The sequence below is a fragment of the Amycolatopsis sp. 3B14 genome (assembly GCF_050958625.1).
GTDB lineage: Bacteria > Actinomycetota > Actinomycetes > Mycobacteriales > Pseudonocardiaceae > Amycolatopsis_E > Amycolatopsis_E thermoflava.
On record NZ_JBHZEN010000074.1, the window covers coordinates 34,468 to 53,359 of the forward strand.

The following is an 18,892-nucleotide window of genomic DNA, read 5'->3' on the forward strand; positions in this document are numbered from 1 at the left end:
GTCTCTTACGCTCCTGCCGCGGCCAGCTCGGCAGCCTTGTCCGCTGCGTTGTCCATGGTGTCCACCTGCGTGACCAGCGGGTGGTTGGCCTCGTTGAGGATCCGGCGGCCTTCCTCGACGTTGTTGCCGTCGAGCCGGACCACGAGCGGCTTGGTGGCCTCGTCGCCCAGGATCTTGAGGGCCTCGACGATGCCGGTCGCGACCGCGTCGCACGCGGTGATGCCACCGAAGACGTTGACGAACACCGACTTGACGGCCGGGTCGTTCAGGATGACGTCCAGGCCGGCGGCCATGACCTCGGCCGAGGCGCCACCGCCGATGTCGAGGAAGTTGGCGGGCTTGACGCCGCCGTGCTTCTCACCGGCGTAGGCGACCACGTCCAGGGTGGACATGACCAGGCCCGCGCCGTTGCCGATGATGCCGACCTCGCCGTCGAGCTTGACGTAGTTGAGGTCCTTCGCCTTGGCCTTGGCCTCCAGCGGGTCCTCGGTCTGCTTGTCGACGAGCTCTTCCTGCTTCGGCTGGCGGAAGGCGGCGTTCTCGTCCAGGGTGACCTTGCCGTCGAGGGCGACGATCTTGTCCTGCGGGTCGCGGACCAGCGGGTTGACCTCGACCAGGGTGGCGTCCTCGGCCACGAAGGTCTCCCACAGCTTGACGACCACGTCGGCCGCCTGGTCGCGGATGGCCTCGGGGAAGTTGCCCTGGGTCAGGATCTCCAGCGCCTTGGCCTTGTCGACACCGGCGATCGCGTCGACCGGCACCTTGGCGAGCGCCTCGGGCCGCTCCACGGCCAGCTGCTCGATCTCCATGCCGCCCTCGGCGGACGCCATGGCCAGGAAGGTGCGGTTGGCGCGGTCCAGCAGGAAGGAGAAGTAGTACTCCTCCGCGATGTCGGACGCCTCGGTCACCAGCACGCGGTGCGTGATGTGGCCCTTGATGTCGAGGCCGAGGATGGCTTCGGCCTTCTCCTTGGCCTCGGCCGGGTCCTTGGCGAGCTTCACGCCACCGGCCTTGCCGCGGCCACCGGTCTTCACCTGGGCCTTGACGACGACCTGTCCACCGATCTTCTCGGCGGCGGCCTGGGCTTCTTCCGGGGTGCTCGCTACGGCGCCGGGCAGTACCGGCACGCCGTGGGCGGCGAAGAGGTCCTTCGCCTGGTATTCGTAGAGGTCCACTACTCCAGTCTCCTGACGACACACACCGCCTGAGTCACCGGTCGTCTCGCGAGGGGCGATCCGCAGGCGGGTGCTTGTTGCAAACCATGCTGCCGGACGGAGACGACCCTAGCGACCTGGGCTTTGGCTCGGGGCGGCGCATCCGGTGAACTCGGTCACCGTATGGATCCAGAGCGTGGTTTCGGGGTGTGAATCGAGCCACGCGCGGCCAGAACGGCGGCGATGACCAGGGCGAGGGCACAGCCCAGCGCGAGCCACCAGCCCAGCCCGGCGTGCGCGCCGGCGATCTCATCACCCACGAGTGGCAACTCCGCGGCACGCAGCCCGGCGACGCAGGCGGCGCCGGCGAGCAGCGCCGCGGCGCGGGCGGGACGGCACCGCGGGGCGAGGACGCACGCGCCGAGCACGGTGAGCAGCGCGACCAGCAGGCCCCACGAGGGGGTGCCGAAGCTCGACCAGAGGGCGGGCTCGACGTAGTCCGGCGCGAGGATCGAGGGCGTACCGAAGGCGCCGATGGCGAGTATCCCCGCGGCGACCAGCGGGGTGAGCAGGTCCGCGCCGGGCAGGGCGGGGCCGTCGCCGAACGCCGTGGCCGGGTCGGTCGTCTCGTCGCGTTCGACCATGCCCGCGACGACGGAGCAGCAGGCGGTGATCGCCGACCCGACGATCGCGAGCGCGGTCCAGAGCACGCCGGGTCCCGGGGTGAGGCCGGCGCCCAGCTCGGTGGCGGTGACGGCCATGGTCAGGACGGCGGTGCCGGCGAGCGGGATCGTGACCCAGGCGACCGAGAGGGCGGGCCGGGCGTAGGCGGCCGGGCCGGCGGTGAACATGACGAGGCCCAGCAGGCCGACCAGCAGCCCCGCGACGAGCAGTGCGGAGCGGGAGGGGCTCTGCGGGCCGTTGAGGGTCTCGGTGATGACCACCTGGGGCGTGAGGGCGCCGGCGATGGCCGCGGCGGAGGTGAGCACGGCGAGGACGCCGGTGACGATCCGCAGGCGGCGGATGCCGGGCAGGGTGATCTCGCCCGCCTCGTCGTCCTGGGCGGCGTCCGGGGTGGTGGCGGTGGGCAGGAACGCGGCGGCGATCATCCCGGCCGCCCCGACGAGCACGAGGATCGGCCCCGCCGCGAGGCGCACTCCGGGCAGGCTGAGCCCGGAGACGAGGTTCGGCAACCCGACGACGGCGGCGGTGACGCCGAGCCCGAGCAACCCACCCCGGGCGACGGCCGTGCCCGAGCCGGCGAGCAACACGGTGGCGACGGGCAGCGCGAAGGCGAGCAGCAGACTGCCGGCGAGGACGAGGCCCGGGCTCTCGAACGCGCTGCCCGCGGGCAGGAACGCGTCGGTCGAGGTGAAGGGCGCCATCATGACCCCGACGCCCGCGACGACCGCGGCGAACATCCCGAAGATCAGCCCCGCGCGGCTCACGTCGGCCGCCTCGGGCCAGGCACCCTCGGAGGCAGCGGGCTGGTCAGCCGGGGTGGCACGGGTGGCGGCTCGGCCAGGGCTGGCGGCGGGGGCGCGGCCACGGCGGGCACCAGCAGCCCCGGCAGAACCACCGCCCAAGGCAGAAGCCCGACCAGAGTCGTCGTCAGGGGCAAAGGCCCGGTCAGCGGCGCCGGCGGGGGTGACGGCTCCGCCGGAGTCGGCGGCGGGGGCGCGGCCACGGCGGGCACCAGCAGCCCCGGCAGAACCACCGCCCAAGGCAGAAGCCCGACCAGAGTCATCGTCAAGGGCAAAGGCCTGATCAGCGGCGTCAGCGGGGGTGACGGCTCCGCCGGAGTCGGCGTCTGGGGCGCGGCCAGAGCTGCCGATCCGGGCGGTGTATTCGGTGTTCGGCTTCACAGCAGGGATTGCGCCGGCGCGGTCGTTCGCGTCTCCCGCGCTGCCTGCGTCCGGCTCACCAGCCGCCTTCTCGTCAGCACTGCCAGCAGCCGGCTCGTCCATCGAGCGCGGCTCGCCCTCGCCGCCTGCGGCTCCCCCGTTCACTGAGGCAGCACCGCCGGGTGCGTCACCGTCGGCGGTCCGGGCGATGCTGCCGGGATCGGCCACGGGATCGGTGCTGGGGCTGCTCGGGCCAGGGCCTCCGGCGGCGCGGGCGGCGGCGGCCTCGGCTGCGGCGGAGGCCCTCGGCGTCCACGGGGTGTCCGCCTTCGGGGCAGCGGCTCGTGTTGCCATCACCCCCGCGGCGATCGCCGCCACGTGGCCCGCCAGCAGGAGCCACAGGCCGGGCGCGGTGCCGGGGTCGGCCAGTGAGTGCAGCCGGAACAGCTCCGGGCGCGCGGCGCGGACCGGGTCCGTCAGCAGGATCAGGTCGAGCACCAGCCGCCCGGGGGCGAGCGCCGCCACGGCGGCCAGCACTCCCGCCGCCGTCTGGTGGCGTCCCTTCAGCGCCAGCACCGCGACCACGGCCATCGGCGCGACGGCGAGCACCACCAGCAACGGCACGCTGTGGAAACCCCGCGCCACGCCGTTCACAACGGGCACGGCGGCACCCACGGCGAGCAGCACGGCCGAGACCGCACCCACCACGTAGGCCGCGACTGACGGGGACCGGCCCGCGGCGGCCGTGTCGGGGATGGCGTCGAGCTGCACGGCAGCCGCGCCGCCGGTGCTGTCAGTGTCCATGTGTTCTCACGTCGTCGAGGGTCGGAGGAGCGGTCGGGACGGCCGGCCTCGGCGTCCGAGAGCCGCGGCGCACCGCAGCCTGTGCCTGACACCGGCGCCCGGCACCACCGCCTCACAGACGATCGCGGGCCCGCGCGGTCTCGCTACCGACACCGGCGCCGACGCTAGCAAGCCTCCGAGGTTGCCCCCGGAACCCCACGAACTAACAAACCGTGTCGGACGTCACACCAACGGCGGAATATCCCCTCTACCCAGTGTCATCGCCGCTGCTGGACGGCCGGCCCGCGCCCCACGTTCGGCCCAGACGGCGGCCGGTTCTTGCCGACGACCACATCCCTTCGTTACTGTCCCCCGGTCCCCATCACGGTCAGGTCACGATGTGGGCGACGGGCAGCCAACCCCCCGAACGGTTGCCCACCGGGATCCCCCGCCCGGCGCCTACGGTCTGACCCCCCGAGCAACGGAAGGCCCTGACTTGGCTCGATACCGCTCCCCCGGCGGCCAAGCTCCTTCCCCGGAACTCGACGACGACGCTCAGGACGGCGCCGTCGTCCGGGTCCGGGGCGCCCACCGGCTCCCCGCGCCTTCGTCGGCGCTGCGCGGCCGGGTCGTCGTCGCCGCTGTCGCGGCCGGCGCGTTCGCCGCTGCCGCCGCAGGACAGACCCTCCAGGCCGTGCAGACCTCCGACGCCGGTGTGACCCCGCTGGCCAACGCCGAGGACGCCAGCGCGTCGTTCGCCGTCGGTGGTGACGCTCCCACCGGCGCTCCCGAGATCCTTCCCGCGGCCAACTTCACGGACGCGTCGGCCGAGGTGCAGCGCCTCACCGACAGCGAGAACGTCACGATGGCCCGCCAGGCCCGGGACGCCGAAGCCGCCCGCGCCGCCGCCGAAGAGGCCGCCCGCCCGAAGACCTGCCTGCCCGCGAAGGGCACGTACACCTCCGGCTTCGGCGCCCGCTGGGGCACCAGCCACTACGGCATCGACATCGCCAACTCGATCGGCACCCCGATCTACGCCGCCTCCGACGGCACCGTGATCGAGGCCGGCCCGGCCAGCGGCTTCGGCCTGTGGGTGAAGATCCAGCTGGACGACGGCACCGTGCAGGTGTACGGCCACATGAACAGCTACTCGGTGCGCGAGGGCCAGAAGGTCAAGTGCGGCCAGAAGATCGCCGAGATCGGCAACCGCGGCCAGAGCACCGGCCCGCACCTGCACTTCGAGGTGTGGCTCAACGGCACCAAGAAGGTCGACCCGCGCACCTGGCTCGCCGCCCGCGGCGTCTACCTCTGACGGCCCCTCTCGAGCTCGTTCACGGGGCGTCCGGCCGCACGAAGTAGGCCACCGCGACCTGCCAGACCCCGCACAGCCGCCGCGAAGTGCGCCGGCACAGCACGCACCGGCCGTCCGGCCCGCCGTGCCGCTCCAGCAGTGCCTGCCAGGCTCCGAGGACGACGAGCGCCTCCGCGGCCGGTAGTGCACCGTCGCGAGCCGCACGCGCGACCATGCGCTCGACGCGTTCCAGGACGCCCGCCCGCACGTACGGGAACCACTGCTTGCCCACACCATGACCTCCCAAGGGTTCGAACTTTCGTTCGAGACAGTTGTATCGGAGGGGTCTGACAGTTTTGGCGTGCTCGGGCAGCGGGGATCGACGTTCGCTCGAACGGGTTAACGGGCCGGGCGCACGCTGGAGTTGCGGGTGGTCAGGCAGGCATAGGCAGCCGGGGCGGGGCACACCACCGCGGCGCAGAGGGCGTACAGCGTGGATCGCAGGCCGCGGTCTGCAGCAGACACGGCGCAGGTAGGCAACCAGCGGTGACTGCCGGAGAACAGGACCGACAAGCATCGGCCTCCGGCCGCGATTGGCTGCAGGCACGGCCATAGGCAGCCGACCGCGGTGGCTGCCAGGGAGCGGCACACCACCGCGGCACAGAGGGCCTACAGCACCGACCGCATGCCCAGTCGGCAGCAGGCACGGCAGAGCAACCAACAGCGGTGGCGGCCGGCGCACGGCACGCCACCGCGGCGAACAGACCTACAGCTTCACCATCGGCACGCTGCCGATCAGCATCAGCTTCACCTTGCCCGCACTGCCGAAATCGATCGTCGCCGTGGCGCGGGGGCCCTCGCCGGACGCCTCGACCACCGTGCCGAGCCCGTACTTGTCGTGGTTGACCCGGTCGCCCACCTCGAGCTTCAGCGCGACCGTGTTCTGCCAGCCCTTGAACGGCGTCGACCGCATGCCGCGGGCCGCGATGCCTGCCTGCGCGGAATCCTCGCCGAAGCGCGAGCGGCGGCCCCAGGTGGTCGCGGCGCGCGGGGACCCGAACGACGACTCGGCGGCGGACGACGGCTCCTCGCGGCGCCAGTCGAGCAGCTCGGACGGCACCTCGTCGAAGAACCGGGACGCCGGGTTCGTCATCGGCTGCCCCCACGCCGACCGGGTGATCGCCCGGCTCAGGTACAGCCGCTGCCGCGCCCGCGTGATCGCCACGTACGCCAGCCGCCGCTCCTCCGCCAGCTCGGCGGGCTCGCCCAGCGCACGCAGGTGCGGGAACACCCCGTCCTCCCAGCCGGTGCAGAACACGACCGGGTACTCCAGCCCCTTGGCGGTGTGCACGGTCATCAGCGTGACCACGCCGGAGTCCTCTTCCTCGCCGTCCTCGTCCGGCGTCGGCACCGAGTCGGCGTCCGCGACGAGCGACACCCGCTCCAGGAATGCCGCCAGCGAGCCCGGCTCGGGCACCCCGTCGTCGTCCTCGGCAAGCGGCGCCATCTCGGCCGCCTGCTCCGTGAACTCGCGGGCGACGGTGACGAGCTCGGTCAGGTTGTCCACGCGCGAGGCGTCCTGCGGGTCGTCGGACTCCTCCAGCTCGGCCCGGTACCCGGTGCGCTCCAGCACCGCTTCGAGCACGTCCGCGACCTCGGCGCCGCTGTCGACCAGCTCGATCAGCCCGTCGAGCAGCTCGACGAACCCGGCGATCGCCTTGGCCGAGCGCGGGTTGAGCAGCGCCACCCGGCCCGCCGCGGCGTCGCGCAGCGCGGCCGCGAAGGAGATCCGCTCGCGCTCGGCGTGCGTCGCCACGCACGCCTCGGCCCGGTCGCCGATGCCCCGCTTGGGCACGTTCAGGATGCGGCGCAGGCTGACCGTGTCCTCCGGGTTGGCCAGCACCCGCAGGTAGGCCAGCGCGTCCCGGACCTCGCGGCGCTCGTAGAACCGGACGCCGCCGACCACCCGGTAGGGCAGGCCGAGCCGGATGAAGATCTCCTCGAACACGCGGGACTGGTTGTTGGTGCGGTAGAAGACCGCGACGTCGGAGTACTTCGCCTGCCCCTGGTCGACCAGCGCGTCGATCTCGCCCGCGACGAACGCCGCCTCGTCGTGCTCGTTGTCGGCGACGTACACGCCGATCTTCTCGCCGTCGCCCGAGTCGGTCCACAGCCGCTTGTCCCGGCGGTTGGGGTTTCGCGCGATGACCGCGTTGGCCGCCGACAGGATGGTCTGGGTGGAGCGGTAGTTCTGCTCCAGCAGGATCGTGCGGGCGTCCGGGAAGTCCCGCTCGAACTCTTCGATGTTGCGGATCGTGGCGCCGCGGAAGGCGTAGATCGACTGGTCGGCGTCACCGACCACGCACAGCTCCGCCGGCTCGACGCCGGACTCGCTCGTCGACGTGCCGACCAGCTCCCGCACCAGCGTGTACTGGGCGTGGTTGGTGTCCTGGTACTCGTCGACCAGCACGTGCCGGAACCGGCGGCGGTAGTGCTCGGCCACGTCCGGGAAGGCCTGGAACAGCTCGACGGTGCGCATGATCAGGTCGTCGAAGTCGAACGCGTTGGCCAGCCGCAGCCGCCGCTGGTACTCGGCGTAGACCTCGGCGACGCGGCGCTCCAGGTCGTTGGACGCCTTCGCCGCGGCGTCCTCCGGATCGGTCAGCTCGTTCTTGTGGTTGGAGATGTGCACGGCCAGCGCGCGGGCCGGGTAGCGCTTGGGGTCGACGTCCAGGTCGCGCGCGACGAGCGTGACCAGCCGCCGCGTGTCGTCGGCGTCGTAGATCGAGAAGTTCGACGACATGTCCAGCGTCTTGGCCTCGCGGCGCAGCAACCGCACGCACATCGAGTGGAACGTGGAGACCCACATCGCGTTGGCCCGCCTGCCGACGAGGTCGCTGACGCGCTCGCGCATCTCGGCCGCGGCCTTGTTGGTGAACGTGATCGCCATGATCTCGCCGGGGTGGACGCCGCGTTCGGCCAGCAGGTAGGCGATCCGGCGGGTCAGCACCCGGGTCTTGCCCGACCCGGCGCCCGCGACGACCAGCAGCGGCGCGCCCGCGTGCGTGACCGCCTCCCGCTGCGCGGGGTTGAGGTCGGCGAGCAGGTCGGCGTGGCGGCCCGGCGCTGGACGCGCGGGCGGCTCGGCGGGGAGGTCGAACAGGGTGCTCATCGGTTCTCCACGCTACTCGGGGGCACTGACGGTTTACCGCGCCGGACGTACCGCCAGGTGTCGTCGGCGGACGGACGCGCGCCCGCTCGCCGCGGCGGAGGATCGACGGCATGGACGCACCATCGAACCGGATCCGCGCCGGGGACCAGGACCGGGAGCGCGTGGCGACCCGGCTGCAGGAAGCGAGCGGCGAGGGCAGGCTGACCCTAGGCGAAGCGGAAGATCGCCTCGCCGCCGCCTACGCCGCGACCTACGTCGACGAACTGTCCGCGCTCACGCGGGACCTACCGGAACCAACGCCGCCGCGCCCCTCCCGCTTCCCCGTGCCCCTGCGGGTGCACGCCGTGGTGGTAGCCGTGCTGTCCGCGCTGCTCATCGCCCGGTTCGCGGTGTCCGGCGCGGAGTTCTTCTGGCCGGTGTTCCCGTTGTTCTGGCTCGGCGTGAGCCTGGTCGCACACGCGGCCGTCCGCGCACGGGGGCGAGTTGTGCCATACTGATCTCGTGCAGCACCACGCGTACCGATTTTTCTACGGGACCCGGACTCCGGCTCCCGTGATCGCGTAGGTGCCCACACCAAACCGTCACCACAAGCCCCGGAGTCCACGGACCCGGGGCTTTCGTCGGCTTCGGGGCCGTGCGGGTCCGGGAACCGACCGGAGGGCCCGATGAACGCACAGACGAACGAGAAAGCCACCCCGCCGGAGACCTCCGGCGAACCCGTCGCCTCGGCCGAGGAGATCGCCGAGCTGCGCAAGGAGATCGACTGGCTCGACTCCGAGATCCTGCGGCTCGTCAAGCGCCGGGTCGAGGTCTCCCAGACGATCGGCGCCGCGCGGATGGCCGCGGGCGGCACCCGGATCGTCTACAACCGCGAGATGGACGTGCTCGCCCGTTACCGCGAACTCGGCCCGGACGGCCGCCAGCTCGCGATGGCGTTGCTGAACCTGGGGCGCGGCCGGCTCGGCCGCTGAAAATCGTCCGATTTCCGGGGCTTCCCGGAGGCCCGGCGGCTCGGCGGACGGGCACACTGGAGACATGATTAACGTCATCGCGGTCATCATCGCGATCGCCAGTGTGCTCGCCTCGCTAGCCCATGTGGGTTACCTGGCGCTGCTGAACAACGCGGCGAACAAGCGAGCCGGCGGCGCGCCGGTCGCGCAGTACGTCCGCAGCCGGTGGGCGCTCGCCGGCGGGACGACCGCCGCGTCGCTCCTCGCGTGGCTGTTCACCTCGGGCAACGCCGGGATGGACATCCTCGCGATCATCGTCGCCGCGGGCAGCGGCGCCGTCGCAACCAAGGCGCTGCAGTCGACCCAGGCACGCTACCGAAGCGGTGGGTGACGGGAGCGCCGACGCCCCAACAGAGTGAACTTGCGGGATCACGCTTTGACGACCGGCGTGGGCTCTTACTCTTTAGGGCGTGGGATGCCCCAGATTCGGCTCCGCGCGCCCGGCGACAGGCCGTGCGCGTGCAGACGAACGTGCACCCGCACATGCACGCCCTGCTCCATTCGGTCGAATCGGCCCTCTTCCGGCGTCAGATGACGCAGAGGGCGGTGTCCACACGGCATGACAAGCGGGGCCGATTTCACGGAAAGCTCTCGTTCCCGGACCGGCCGGCACCGCCGTGGTGCCGGAACCTGGACCCCGGTCGTCCCGGCGCACCGGCAGGCCGGCCGCCGCGCGCCGGAGCCGTTCCGGCCGATGCCGGTGAACCCGGTCCGCTCCGAGCCGTTCGACGCCCCCGCCCGCGGCTCGCTGCCGCTGACCGAGCGCATCTCCACCACTGACGTCTTCCCCGCCGCGCACGGCGAGCTGCCCCTGTCCGAGCCGGTCGCCCTGCCCGAGCAGTCCGCGCCGCCTGCCGCGAAGCCGTCGCAGCGGCCCCAGCGGACCAAGGTCAAGCTCACCCCGCCACGCCGCCGCGAGGCCGAGGACACCGACGTGCGCGTGTACGAGGCCGCTCCGGTGACCGGCCTCGGCTCCTTCGACCTCGGCAACGTGCCCGCGTCGGTCACCCCGCCGCGGAGCTGGCGCAAGGCCGCCTGGTTCGCCACCGCCTCGTCGGGCGGCGTCGTCGTCGCGCTGATGTTCGCCGGCTCTGCGTTCGTCGCGAAACCGGCGCCGGACCAGGCGGGGGGCGCGTGGGTGCCCGGTCTCGGCGGCGGGGTGCCCACCCTCTCCGGCGAGCAGATCGCCCCGCCCAGCTCAGGCGGCGACGGGAGCGACACGTCCAGCACGTCCCGCGACGACATCCCGGACACCGGCGCGACGAGTGTCCGGCCGACCGAGAGCGCGGGCGTGCGCGCGCCGTCGGGCTCGACCACGGTCCGCGACACCTCGGCGACCGGCGGCCCGGCGAGCGGCACGACCACCGCGACGCCGACCACCAGCAGCGTGCCGCCCAAGCCGGCGCCCTCCCCCGCGCCCTACGAGGCGGACCCGTACCGGTTCGCCGCGTACGCGGATGAGGACCCGAAGACCCTGGCCAGCACTTCGCAGACCTACCTCGACACGGTCACCGAGAACCCCGAGGCCGCCGCGAGCCTGACCGATGGCGAGCTGAAGCAGGAAGGCCCGCAGGGGCTGGAGCGCAAGTACGCCGAGGTGGCGTACTTCCAGGTCAAGCACATCCGCGTGCACCAGTACGACGGCAAGACGGTGTGCACCGTGCAGACGGTCTACAAGGACGGCCGCGAGGTCACCGAGGAGCGCACGCTGGAGTTCTCCGGCGACAAGATCACCAGCGACGGTGCCTGACCACCGGACTGCGCCAGGTGGGTGACGGTAACTGCCGTTCGTCGTTCCCCGGTGCCCCTCCACCGATCGGGGGTGGCCGGTAACGCGGTACGGGGGTTCGCTGATTAACAGCTAGACAGCCCCGGCCAGTCCCCGAGACGGAAGATCCAGACGACAGGTCCATGAGAGTCGCACACGAACGGCGTCGCGCCACCCGCACGCCGGACGCACTCCGCGTCGAGGAGCTGATCTCCCCCGAGATCCTCGACAACGAGATGGTCGACCGCGAGTACCTCACACAGGTGTTCCGCGAGCCGCGGAAGTACCTGCCGCCGCCGCGCGTCCGCCCCAGGACCGAGCCGCAGCGGGAGCCGGAGAGCCGCGGCGCGAAGCTCGCCAAGCTCACCGGGCTCACCATGGCGGGCACGCTGCTCGTGGGCGCGGTCGTGGCGTCGTCGGTGCTCAGCCGCGGCCGGGACCAGTCGGCCGCGCCGGTCAGCCCGGCCCCGCCGCAGATCACCGGGGCAGCCGCGCTCGGCGGCTTCGCCGTCGGCGGCACGCCGGGGGGCAAGCAGGGCAGCAACACCGTCGGTCACGCCCAGGCGACCAGCACCCCGCTCGCGCAGGTGCCGGTGGCCCAGACACAGCCCGCGGAGACCGCCGTGCCCCAGACGGCCGAGGGCTCCGCGACCGCGACGACCACCGCGCCCACGCTGACCGACGCGGAGAGGCTGGCGGTGGTCAACGAGTTCTACCGGCGGGTCGACTCCGCACCGGAGAAGGCGCTGGACCTGCTCAGCCCGGCGCTGGCCGGTGAGGAGGCGGGCGACCTGGTGCGGGCGTGGAGCACCATGCGTCAGGTCGAGGTCGTCGAGGCGCGCGTGCAGCCGGATGGGTCCGTGCTCGCCGTGGTGCTGATGCGCCGCGACGACGGCACCCGGCTCCGCGTGACGCAGCAGCTGGGTCTCGACCAGGCCGGACACAGCATTTCCGAAGCGGTCCTGCTGGCCGCCGAGGAGCTGTAGCGGACGCCATACCAGGCGTGGTCGGGCCGCCCCATACAGTGCCGGATGCATGCGCGCAGAGTGAGCACCCTAGCCTTGATTGACGGATCTGGCCCAACCCCCGGCCCACGGGCCGAGCTACGTGCATAGGCTTCCAGGCGTGCGGCACTGTCGCGCCCTGAAACAGCCCCCGAAGGAGGTCGCGTGAGCGACGAGGGTCGCCTGGTCGCCGGCCGGTACCGGATCGAGCGGCGAATCGGCACCGGCGCCATGGGTGCGGTGTGGCAGGCGCACGACGACGTACTCGGCCGTTCGGTCGCGATCAAGCAGTTGCTTCTGCAACCGGGGCTGGACCAGCACGAGGCCGAGGACGCCAAGCAGCGCACGATGCGTGAGGGCCGCATCGCCGCCCGGCTGCACCACCCGAACGCGATCTCCGTCTTCGACGTCGTCACCGACGACAACGGCCACCCGTGCCTGGTGATGGAGTACCTGCCGTCGACGAGCCTCGCCGAGCTGCTGCGCGACCGGAAGACGCTGCCGCCGCGCGAGGTCGCGCGCATCGGCGCCCAGATCGCGGCCGCGCTCAAGGAGGCGCACGCGGTCGGGATCGTGCACCGGGACATCAAGCCCGGCAACATCCTGCTCGCCGACAACGGCGTGGTGAAGATCACCGACTTCGGCATCTCGCGGGCCAAGGACGACGTCACGGTCACCAAGACCGGCATGATCGCGGGCACCCCCGCCTACCTGGCGCCGGAGGTCGCGATCGGTGGCGATCCGGGCCCGGAGGCGGACGTCTTCTCGCTGGGCTCCACGCTGTACGCGGCGTGCGAGGGTCAGCCGCCGTTCGGTTTGAGCGAGAACACCCTGAGCCTGCTGCACGCGGTCGCCGCGGGGCAGATCAACCCGCCGCGGCAGTCCGGTCCGCTCGCCAGTGTGCTGGCCGTGCTGCTGCACCCGGAGGTCCAGCACCGCCCGACCGCCGCGGAGGCCGAGGAGCTGCTCGCGGCCGTGGCGCGCGGTGAGACACCGCTGGGCGGGAATTCGGACGAGACGCAGTTCTCGCCGTCCGGTGGAGCGCTCGCCGGTGGCGCGCTCGCGGCCGGGGCGCTGGGCGCGGCGGCAGGCGCCGGCGCCACGCGGGCCTTCCGCGGCGACGAGCTCGGCGCGCACTCCGGCACCCTGGCCGGCGGCGCGAGCGACCAGTTCTACGACGAGTACGACGACTACTCGGACGACCCGTACGCCGCCACCGCCGCATACCCGACGGACGACTACGACCGCCAGGGCGCGACGCGCGCGGTGCCCGCCGGGTACGACGGCTACGACGACGAGCCCCGGGCCGCCGCGGCGGACGACGAGGACGAGAAGCCGGGCAGGTGGAAGGTGCCGGCCGCGATCGGCGCCGTCGTGGTGGCCGGTCTCGTGGCGCTCGGCATCTGGCTGTTCACGCCGGCGAACAACAACACCACGAACACCACCGAGACCAGCCCGCCGGTGCTCCCGCCGCCGGTGACCAGCTCGTCGGTGGAGACGACGGAGAGCTCGACGCCGACCGCGACGCGGTCGAGCCAGGCCAACGAGCCGACGAAGTCCTCCCCCTCGCGGCGCAGCTCCAGCGAGGAGACTTCGGCGAGCAAACCCAGCTCCAGCAAGAGCCCGACCTCCTCGTCGTCCTCGTCGAGCAGGACCCCCACGAGCACGCCGGAGGAGACCCCGACGTCCGGGGCCAACGGCTGAGTCGACTGCCGGAAACGTTCAGGATCGGTCAGTAGGGTGGTGGGTGACTATCCGACAGGCCGGGACGACGAGAGGGTGTTGTGGGTACTGAGGGCGCACTCGTCGGCGGCCGGTACCGGTTGGACCAACCGATCGGTCGTGGCCGCGCCGGAATCGTGTGGCTGGCGTACGACACGCAGCTGAACCGCACGGTGGCGGCCAAGAAGATGCCGGTCGCGCCGGGGCACAGCGAGCAGTCGATCGCCGCCGCGCTGGAAGAGGGCCGCGCCGCGATGCGGATCCAGCACGCCTGTGCGATCGGGGTCTACGACGTGCTCCGCGACGGGCCGGACCCGTGGGTGGTCATGGAGTACGTGCCCTCCCGCAACATGGCGGACTTCCTCGCCGAGTACGGGACGCTCACGCCCGACCAGACCGCCTTCCTGGGCATCCAGCTCGCCTCCGCGCTGGCCGCGGCGCACCGGGCCGGCGTGGTGCACCGCGGGCTGGAGCCGGGCAACGTGCTGCTCGCCGACGACGGTGGCGTCAAGGTCACCGACATCGGGTTCACCGGCGCCGGCTTCAACCCCGCCTACCGGGCGCCGGAACTCTCGCGGGGCGCGACCGCCGCGCCGGCCACCGACGCGTTCTCGCTCGGCGCCACCCTCTACACGGCTGTCGAAGGCGTGCCGCCCTACGGCGACCACGGCGGCGGGCCGCTGCGCCAGCCGGAGAAGGCCGGTGTGCTCGCGCCCGCGTTGATGAAGCTGCTGCGCGAGGACCCACTGAGCCGGCCCACACTCGGCGACAGCATCACGTCGTTCCAGGCGATCACGCAGGGACGGCAGACGGCGTTCATCCCGCCCACCGCGCCCGCGCTGCCGACGGTGCCCGCGTTCCGGCCGCCGTCGCCGCCGCCTCCTCCGCCGAAGCAACCGTTGGTGCGGATCTCGCCGGTCCGGGCGCGGCAGTTGATCCTCGCGACCATGGCTGTGCTGGTTGCGGCTGCTATTGGGATCGGGGTTACGCAGCTTCTTTTTCTCTGAGGTTTTGTAGTCGCTACGCGGGTTTCTCAATCGCCGGCTTCGCTTCGCTACGCCCGGATTGAGAGGGCCCCTTCCGAACCCGATCTGTCAGTGTTCGGTTGCCGAGACACCGCGTCAAGGCGGGAAAGCGTGCCTTGACCCGGTGGCTCGGCAACCGATTTGGCTGGGGATCGGGTTGCGGGAGGGGTGTGGCTCGGGGGGTTGGTGCGTTGCGTTGCCGGGTGGCGGTTTGTGTGTTGGGTGGGGCTGTTATGCGGCGACGTCGGTTTTGATGTCCTTGAGCACCTGCAACAAGTGGCGGACGGCGGGCTGGTCGCGTGAGCGGGTGGCCACGGCGGCGTGGATCGGGCGGATCGGCTCCGGGTTGCGAATCCGGCGGATCACCGCGCCGGGCTGGGGTGCGCCCAGGCCCAGCACCGGGACCAGGCTGATGCCGAGACCGGCCGCGACGAAGCCCTGCGCGGTCGCGTAGTCCTCGCACTCCATCACGAAGTTCGGCACGAAACCGGCGGCCCCGCAGGCTGCCATCAGCACGTCCCGGCAGGGGCCGGGCACGCCCTCGTTGCTGATCCACGGCTCGTCGGCCAGGTCGCCCAGGTCCACGACCCGCTTGCGGGCCAGCGGGTGGCTCTTCGGCAGCGCCACGCGGTACGGGTCGTCGAACAGGTGGCACAGCTCGACACCCGGCTTCAAGTACGAGCCCGAGAACACCACGATCGCCACGTCGGCGTCACCGTTCTCCACCTGCGGCAACGCCTCGCCGGGCTCCAGGAGACGCAGGTCCAGCTTCACGCCTGGGTAGTCGCGGCGGATGGCCGCCACCGCGGGCGGCACCAGCGACGCGCCGGCCGTCGCGAAATAACGGATCGCCAGGCTGCCCGTGCGGCCCGCCTTCAGGTCGGCCAGCTCGGACTCGGCCTTGGACAGCTGCGCGAACACGACCTCGGCGTGCTGGGACAACAACGCGCCCGCGGGTGTGGGCCGCACTCCGCGGCCGACCCGCTCCAGCAGCGCCGTGCCCGCCTCACGCTCCAAAGTGGACAACTGCTGGCTGATCGCGGACGGGGTGTAGCCGAGGTTCCGGGCGGCCGCGCTGATCGACCCGCTGGACACCACGGCCCGCAGCACCTGCAGCCGGCGGACGTCGAGCATCCCCCGAGGATACAGTTCTGCTAACAGCACCGTGTAGGGATTTTCGCTTGTCCTTACAGATCACCGGCGCGATCGTGAAGGCCGTGGCCGAAACGAAAACCTTGCTGCGCCTGGCCGCGCTGGCACTTATGTGGGGATCGAGCTTCCTGTGGATCAAGATCGGGCTGCAGGCGTTCACGCCGGTCCAGATCGTGCTCATCCGCACCGTCCTGGGCAGCGCCGTCCTCGTCGGGCTCTGCTACGCCGCCCGTGACCGCCTGCCGGCCGGACGACGGATCTGGAAGCACCTGCTCGTTGCCGCCCTCTTCCACAACGCGCTGCCGTTCCTGCTGTTCGCGATCGGCGAGCAGACCGTCAGCTCGGGTGTGACCGGCGTGCTGAACGCGACCACGCCGCTGTGGACGCTGCTCATGGCCGTGCTGATGGGCGTCGAACGCCGGCTCGACCCGCCGAAGCTCGTCGGCCTGCTCGCCGGGCTCGCCGGCACCGTGCTGATCTTCGCGCCGTGGCAGGAATCCGGCCTGCTCAGCTGGGGTGCGCTGGCCTGCGTCGCCGCCGCGGTGAGCTACGGGTTCGTCTTCGTCTACGAGGGCAAGCACCTGTCCGGCACCGGCTCGTCGCCGGTTGCGCTGGCGGGCGCGCAGATGACCGCGGCGAGCGGGTTCACGCTGCTCGCGATGCCCGCCGGTGGCACCACGCCGGTGCACCTGTCCGCGGGTCCGGTGATCGCCGTGGTGATCCTCGGGGTGTTCTCCACCGGCGTCGCGTTCGCGCTGAGCTATCGCCTGCTGGCGACCGAAGGCGCGGTCGCCGCATCCACCGTCGGCTACCTGATGCCCGTCGTGTCGCTGGCGCTCGGCGCGGTCTTCCTCGGCGAGGACCTCAACCCGCGGATCCTCGGCGGAGTCGCCGTCGTGCTCGCCGGAGTCGCCCTGACCCGCGTGCGGCGCCGGGTCCTCGTTCAGACCAGCCTGCGGTCCGAGGCCCAGCGCGAAAGCTCGTAGCGGTTGGACAGCTGGGTCTTGCGCAGGACGCTGGACACGTGCGTCTCGACCGTCTTCACCGAGATGAACAGCTCCGACGCGATCTCCTTGTACGCGTAGCCCCGCGCGAGCAGGCGCAGCACGTCCCGCTCGCGCGGGGTCAGCAGGTCCAGCTCGGGGTCGCTGATCGGCGCCGAGCCCGGGCGGTCGGCGAACGCGTCCAGCACGAACCCGGCCAGCCGCGGCGAGAACACCGCATCGCCCTCGGCGACCCGCGCGATGGCCCGCACCAGCTCCTTCGACGAGATCGTCTTGGTGACGTACCCGCGGGCGCCGGCGCGGATGACCGCGATGACGTCCTCGGCCGCGTCCGACACCGACAGCGCCAGGAACACGACGTCGGGCAGGTCGGTGCGGACCCGGCGGAGCACCTCCGCGCCACCGCCGTCCGGCATGTGCACGTCGAGCAGCACGACCTGCGGCTTCGTCCGGGCGATGCCGGCGACCGCCTCGGCGACCGAACCCGCCTCGCCGACCACCCGCACCTCGTCGGTGATCGAGTCCAGTTCGGTACGCACCCCGGCCCGGAACAGCGCGTGGTCGTCGACCAGGAACACGCTGATCGGGGCCTTCGGCTGCGGTGTCTCGCTCAACGCGTCCCTCCAGAATCGGCCTTCACCGGCATCTCCAGCTGCACTTCGGTCCCATCTCCCGGCGCCGTGCGCAGCCGTACCGTGCCGCCGTTGCGCTCCATCCTCCCCCGGATCGAGTCGGCGAGGCCATGCCGGTCCTCCGACACGGTCTCCGGGTCGAAGCCCTTGCCCCGGTCCCGCACGAACACGGTGACCGCGGTGGGCTCCACCTCGGCGTAGACGCTCACCTCGTCGACCCCGGCGTGCTTGGCCGCGTTGACCATCGCCTCGCGAGCCGCGAGCACCAGCGCGGTGAGCCGGTCGTCCAGCTGCGCCTCCCCCACCACGACCTGCGACACTGAGATCGCGAAGGTGTCCTCCACCTCGCCGCAAGCGTTTGCGATCGCCTGGGAGAAGGCCACCGACCGGTCCTCGCCCTTCTTCTCCGGCGTCCCGTAGCCGGACGGGCCGTAGAGCCAGCCGCGCAGCTCGCGCTCCTGGCTGCGGGCCAGCCGCGCGACCTCCTTCGGCGACTCCGACTGCTTCTGGATCAGCGCCAGGGTCTGCAGCACCGAGTCGTGCAGGTGCGCGGCGATCTCGGCGCGCTCCTCGGTGCGGATGCGGGCCCGGCGCTCCTCCCCCAGGTCGCGGCCCATCCGCAGCCAGAACGGCACGGTCAGCACCGCCACCCCGACCAGCGTCGCGAGCACGGCGAGCAGCGCGAACTGCACCTGATCGAGCGATCCGCTGCGCAGCACGACGACACCGATGCCGGTGATCACCAGCGCGACACCGGCGAGGATCCGGATCGCGGCCGACCACCCGCCGCCGCCGAGCACCATGCCCGCGACGCCGGACCGCGCGCCGTCCCGCCAGCGGCGGCGCTGCGACTCGTCGGCCTCCCGCCACACAACCGCGGCGCCGACCAGGGCCAGCGCCAGTGGCACCGCGACCCACCCGTTGATCGCGCCGGTGATCGCCCCGCCCGCGACGAGCAGCCCGACGCCCAGGATGAGCAGACCGATGGCCTGCTGCTTCTCCCTCGGCGTGGCCGGGGCCTCGGTCTCCTCGCGCCGCCGCTGCGGCACGAACACCCACAACAGCCCGTAGGCCACCATCCCGGCCCCGCCGAACGCGGCCAGGATCGCGAACGTGGCGCGCACCCACAGCACCTTGATGCCGAGGTGGTCGGCCAGGCCCGAGGCGACACCCGCCACCACGCGGCTCGACCGGCGCCGGTACATCTTGGGCCGCTCGTCGACCTCCGCCAGCGCGCTCCCGGCAGCAGGCACGACCGCGCCCTCGCCCGGTGGGCGCGGGAGCGGCATGCCGGTCTCGGTGCGCGGCTTCTCCTGCACGTGATCCATGGT

Annotated in this window: 16 protein-coding genes; 9 read left to right on the forward strand and 7 right to left on the reverse strand. The window is 72.2% G+C overall.

Features of this window, described 5'->3' with window-relative positions:
* Positions 1-5: 5 nt before the first annotated feature.
* Both sucC and ACCP09_RS34855 read right to left on the reverse strand, forming a co-directional pair.
* Positions 6-1,175, reverse strand: coding sequence for an ADP-forming succinate--CoA ligase subunit beta (gene sucC, locus ACCP09_RS34850; RefSeq protein ID WP_020420068.1), 1,170 nt, complete (start codon positions 1,173-1,175; stop codon positions 6-8).
* Positions 1,176-1,330: 155 nt separating this feature from the next.
* Entirely contained in the window at positions 1,331-3,802 is a 2,472-nt protein-coding gene (locus ACCP09_RS34855; protein WP_433753068.1) for a hypothetical protein, read from the reverse strand.
* 475 nt (positions 3,803-4,277) lie between these two features.
* On the opposite strand from ACCP09_RS34855, the gene ACCP09_RS34860 reads away from it, so the two are divergent.
* Positions 4,278-5,093, forward strand: coding sequence for a M23 family metallopeptidase (locus tag ACCP09_RS34860; protein ID WP_027932558.1), 816 nt, complete (start codon positions 4,278-4,280; stop codon positions 5,091-5,093).
* 19 nt (positions 5,094-5,112) lie between these two features.
* Here ACCP09_RS34860 and ACCP09_RS34865 read toward each other — a convergent pair whose 3' ends face one another.
* Both ACCP09_RS34865 and pcrA read right to left on the reverse strand, forming a co-directional pair.
* A complete protein-coding gene (locus ACCP09_RS34865) occupies positions 5,113-5,364 on the reverse strand; it encodes a hypothetical protein (RefSeq protein ID WP_378335370.1) in 252 nt (83 codons plus the stop codon).
* Positions 5,365-5,838: 474 nt separating this feature from the next.
* Positions 5,839-8,244, reverse strand: a complete 2,406-nt coding sequence (gene pcrA, locus ACCP09_RS34870; RefSeq protein ID WP_027932559.1) for a DNA helicase PcrA — start codon at positions 8,242-8,244, stop codon at positions 5,839-5,841.
* Positions 8,245-8,354: 110 nt separating this feature from the next.
* Here pcrA and ACCP09_RS34875 point away from each other — a divergent pair, with 110 nt between their 5' ends.
* The 7 genes from ACCP09_RS34875 to ACCP09_RS34905 all read left to right on the forward strand — a co-directional run bounded on the left by ACCP09_RS34875 (position 8,355) and on the right by ACCP09_RS34905 (position 14,755).
* The gene (locus tag ACCP09_RS34875; protein ID WP_123683949.1) at positions 8,355-8,741 is read left to right on the forward strand and encodes a DUF1707 domain-containing protein; all 387 of its coding nucleotides are present in this window, start codon (positions 8,355-8,357) and stop codon (positions 8,739-8,741) included.
* 168 nt (positions 8,742-8,909) lie between these two features.
* Positions 8,910-9,215, forward strand: coding sequence for a chorismate mutase (locus ACCP09_RS34880; RefSeq protein ID WP_017986713.1), 306 nt, complete (start codon positions 8,910-8,912; stop codon positions 9,213-9,215).
* A gap of 64 nt (positions 9,216-9,279) precedes the next feature.
* On the forward strand, positions 9,280-9,585 hold the full coding sequence (locus ACCP09_RS34885; protein WP_017986712.1) for a hypothetical protein: 306 nt from the start codon (positions 9,280-9,282) through the stop codon (positions 9,583-9,585).
* Positions 9,586-9,948: 363 nt separating this feature from the next.
* Positions 9,949-11,004, forward strand: a complete 1,056-nt coding sequence (locus ACCP09_RS34890) for a hypothetical protein (protein ID WP_433753072.1) — start codon at positions 9,949-9,951, stop codon at positions 11,002-11,004.
* 161 nt (positions 11,005-11,165) lie between these two features.
* A complete protein-coding gene (locus ACCP09_RS34895; RefSeq protein WP_431901029.1) occupies positions 11,166-12,008 on the forward strand; it encodes a hypothetical protein in 843 nt (280 codons plus the stop codon).
* A gap of 183 nt (positions 12,009-12,191) precedes the next feature.
* On the forward strand, positions 12,192-13,730 hold the full coding sequence (locus ACCP09_RS34900; RefSeq protein ID WP_027932563.1) for a serine/threonine-protein kinase: 1,539 nt from the start codon (positions 12,192-12,194) through the stop codon (positions 13,728-13,730).
* 80 nt (positions 13,731-13,810) lie between these two features.
* Positions 13,811-14,755, forward strand: a complete 945-nt coding sequence (locus ACCP09_RS34905; protein ID WP_027932564.1) for a serine/threonine-protein kinase — start codon at positions 13,811-13,813, stop codon at positions 14,753-14,755.
* 249 nt (positions 14,756-15,004) lie between these two features.
* On the opposite strand, the gene ACCP09_RS34910 is transcribed toward ACCP09_RS34905, so the two are convergent.
* On the reverse strand, positions 15,005-15,907 hold the full coding sequence (locus tag ACCP09_RS34910) for a LysR family transcriptional regulator (protein WP_433753075.1): 903 nt from the start codon (positions 15,905-15,907) through the stop codon (positions 15,005-15,007).
* An 83-nt stretch (positions 15,908-15,990) separates the two neighbouring features.
* Here ACCP09_RS34910 and ACCP09_RS34915 point away from each other — a divergent pair, with 83 nt between their 5' ends.
* The gene (locus ACCP09_RS34915) at positions 15,991-16,911 is read left to right on the forward strand and encodes a DMT family transporter (protein ID WP_433753095.1); all 921 of its coding nucleotides are present in this window, start codon (positions 15,991-15,993) and stop codon (positions 16,909-16,911) included.
* Here ACCP09_RS34915 and ACCP09_RS34920 read toward each other — a convergent pair.
* Both ACCP09_RS34920 and ACCP09_RS34925 read right to left on the reverse strand, forming a co-directional pair.
* A complete protein-coding gene (locus ACCP09_RS34920) occupies positions 16,869-17,543 on the reverse strand; it encodes a response regulator (RefSeq protein WP_020420055.1) in 675 nt (224 codons plus the stop codon). The two genes, ACCP09_RS34915 and ACCP09_RS34920, sit on opposite strands and share 43 nt — an antisense overlap.
* A complete protein-coding gene (locus ACCP09_RS34925; RefSeq protein WP_017986704.1) occupies positions 17,540-18,889 on the reverse strand; it encodes an ATP-binding protein in 1,350 nt (449 codons plus the stop codon). Before ACCP09_RS34925 ends, ACCP09_RS34920 begins: the two co-directional genes overlap by 4 nt.
* Positions 18,890-18,892 lie beyond the last annotated feature (3 nt).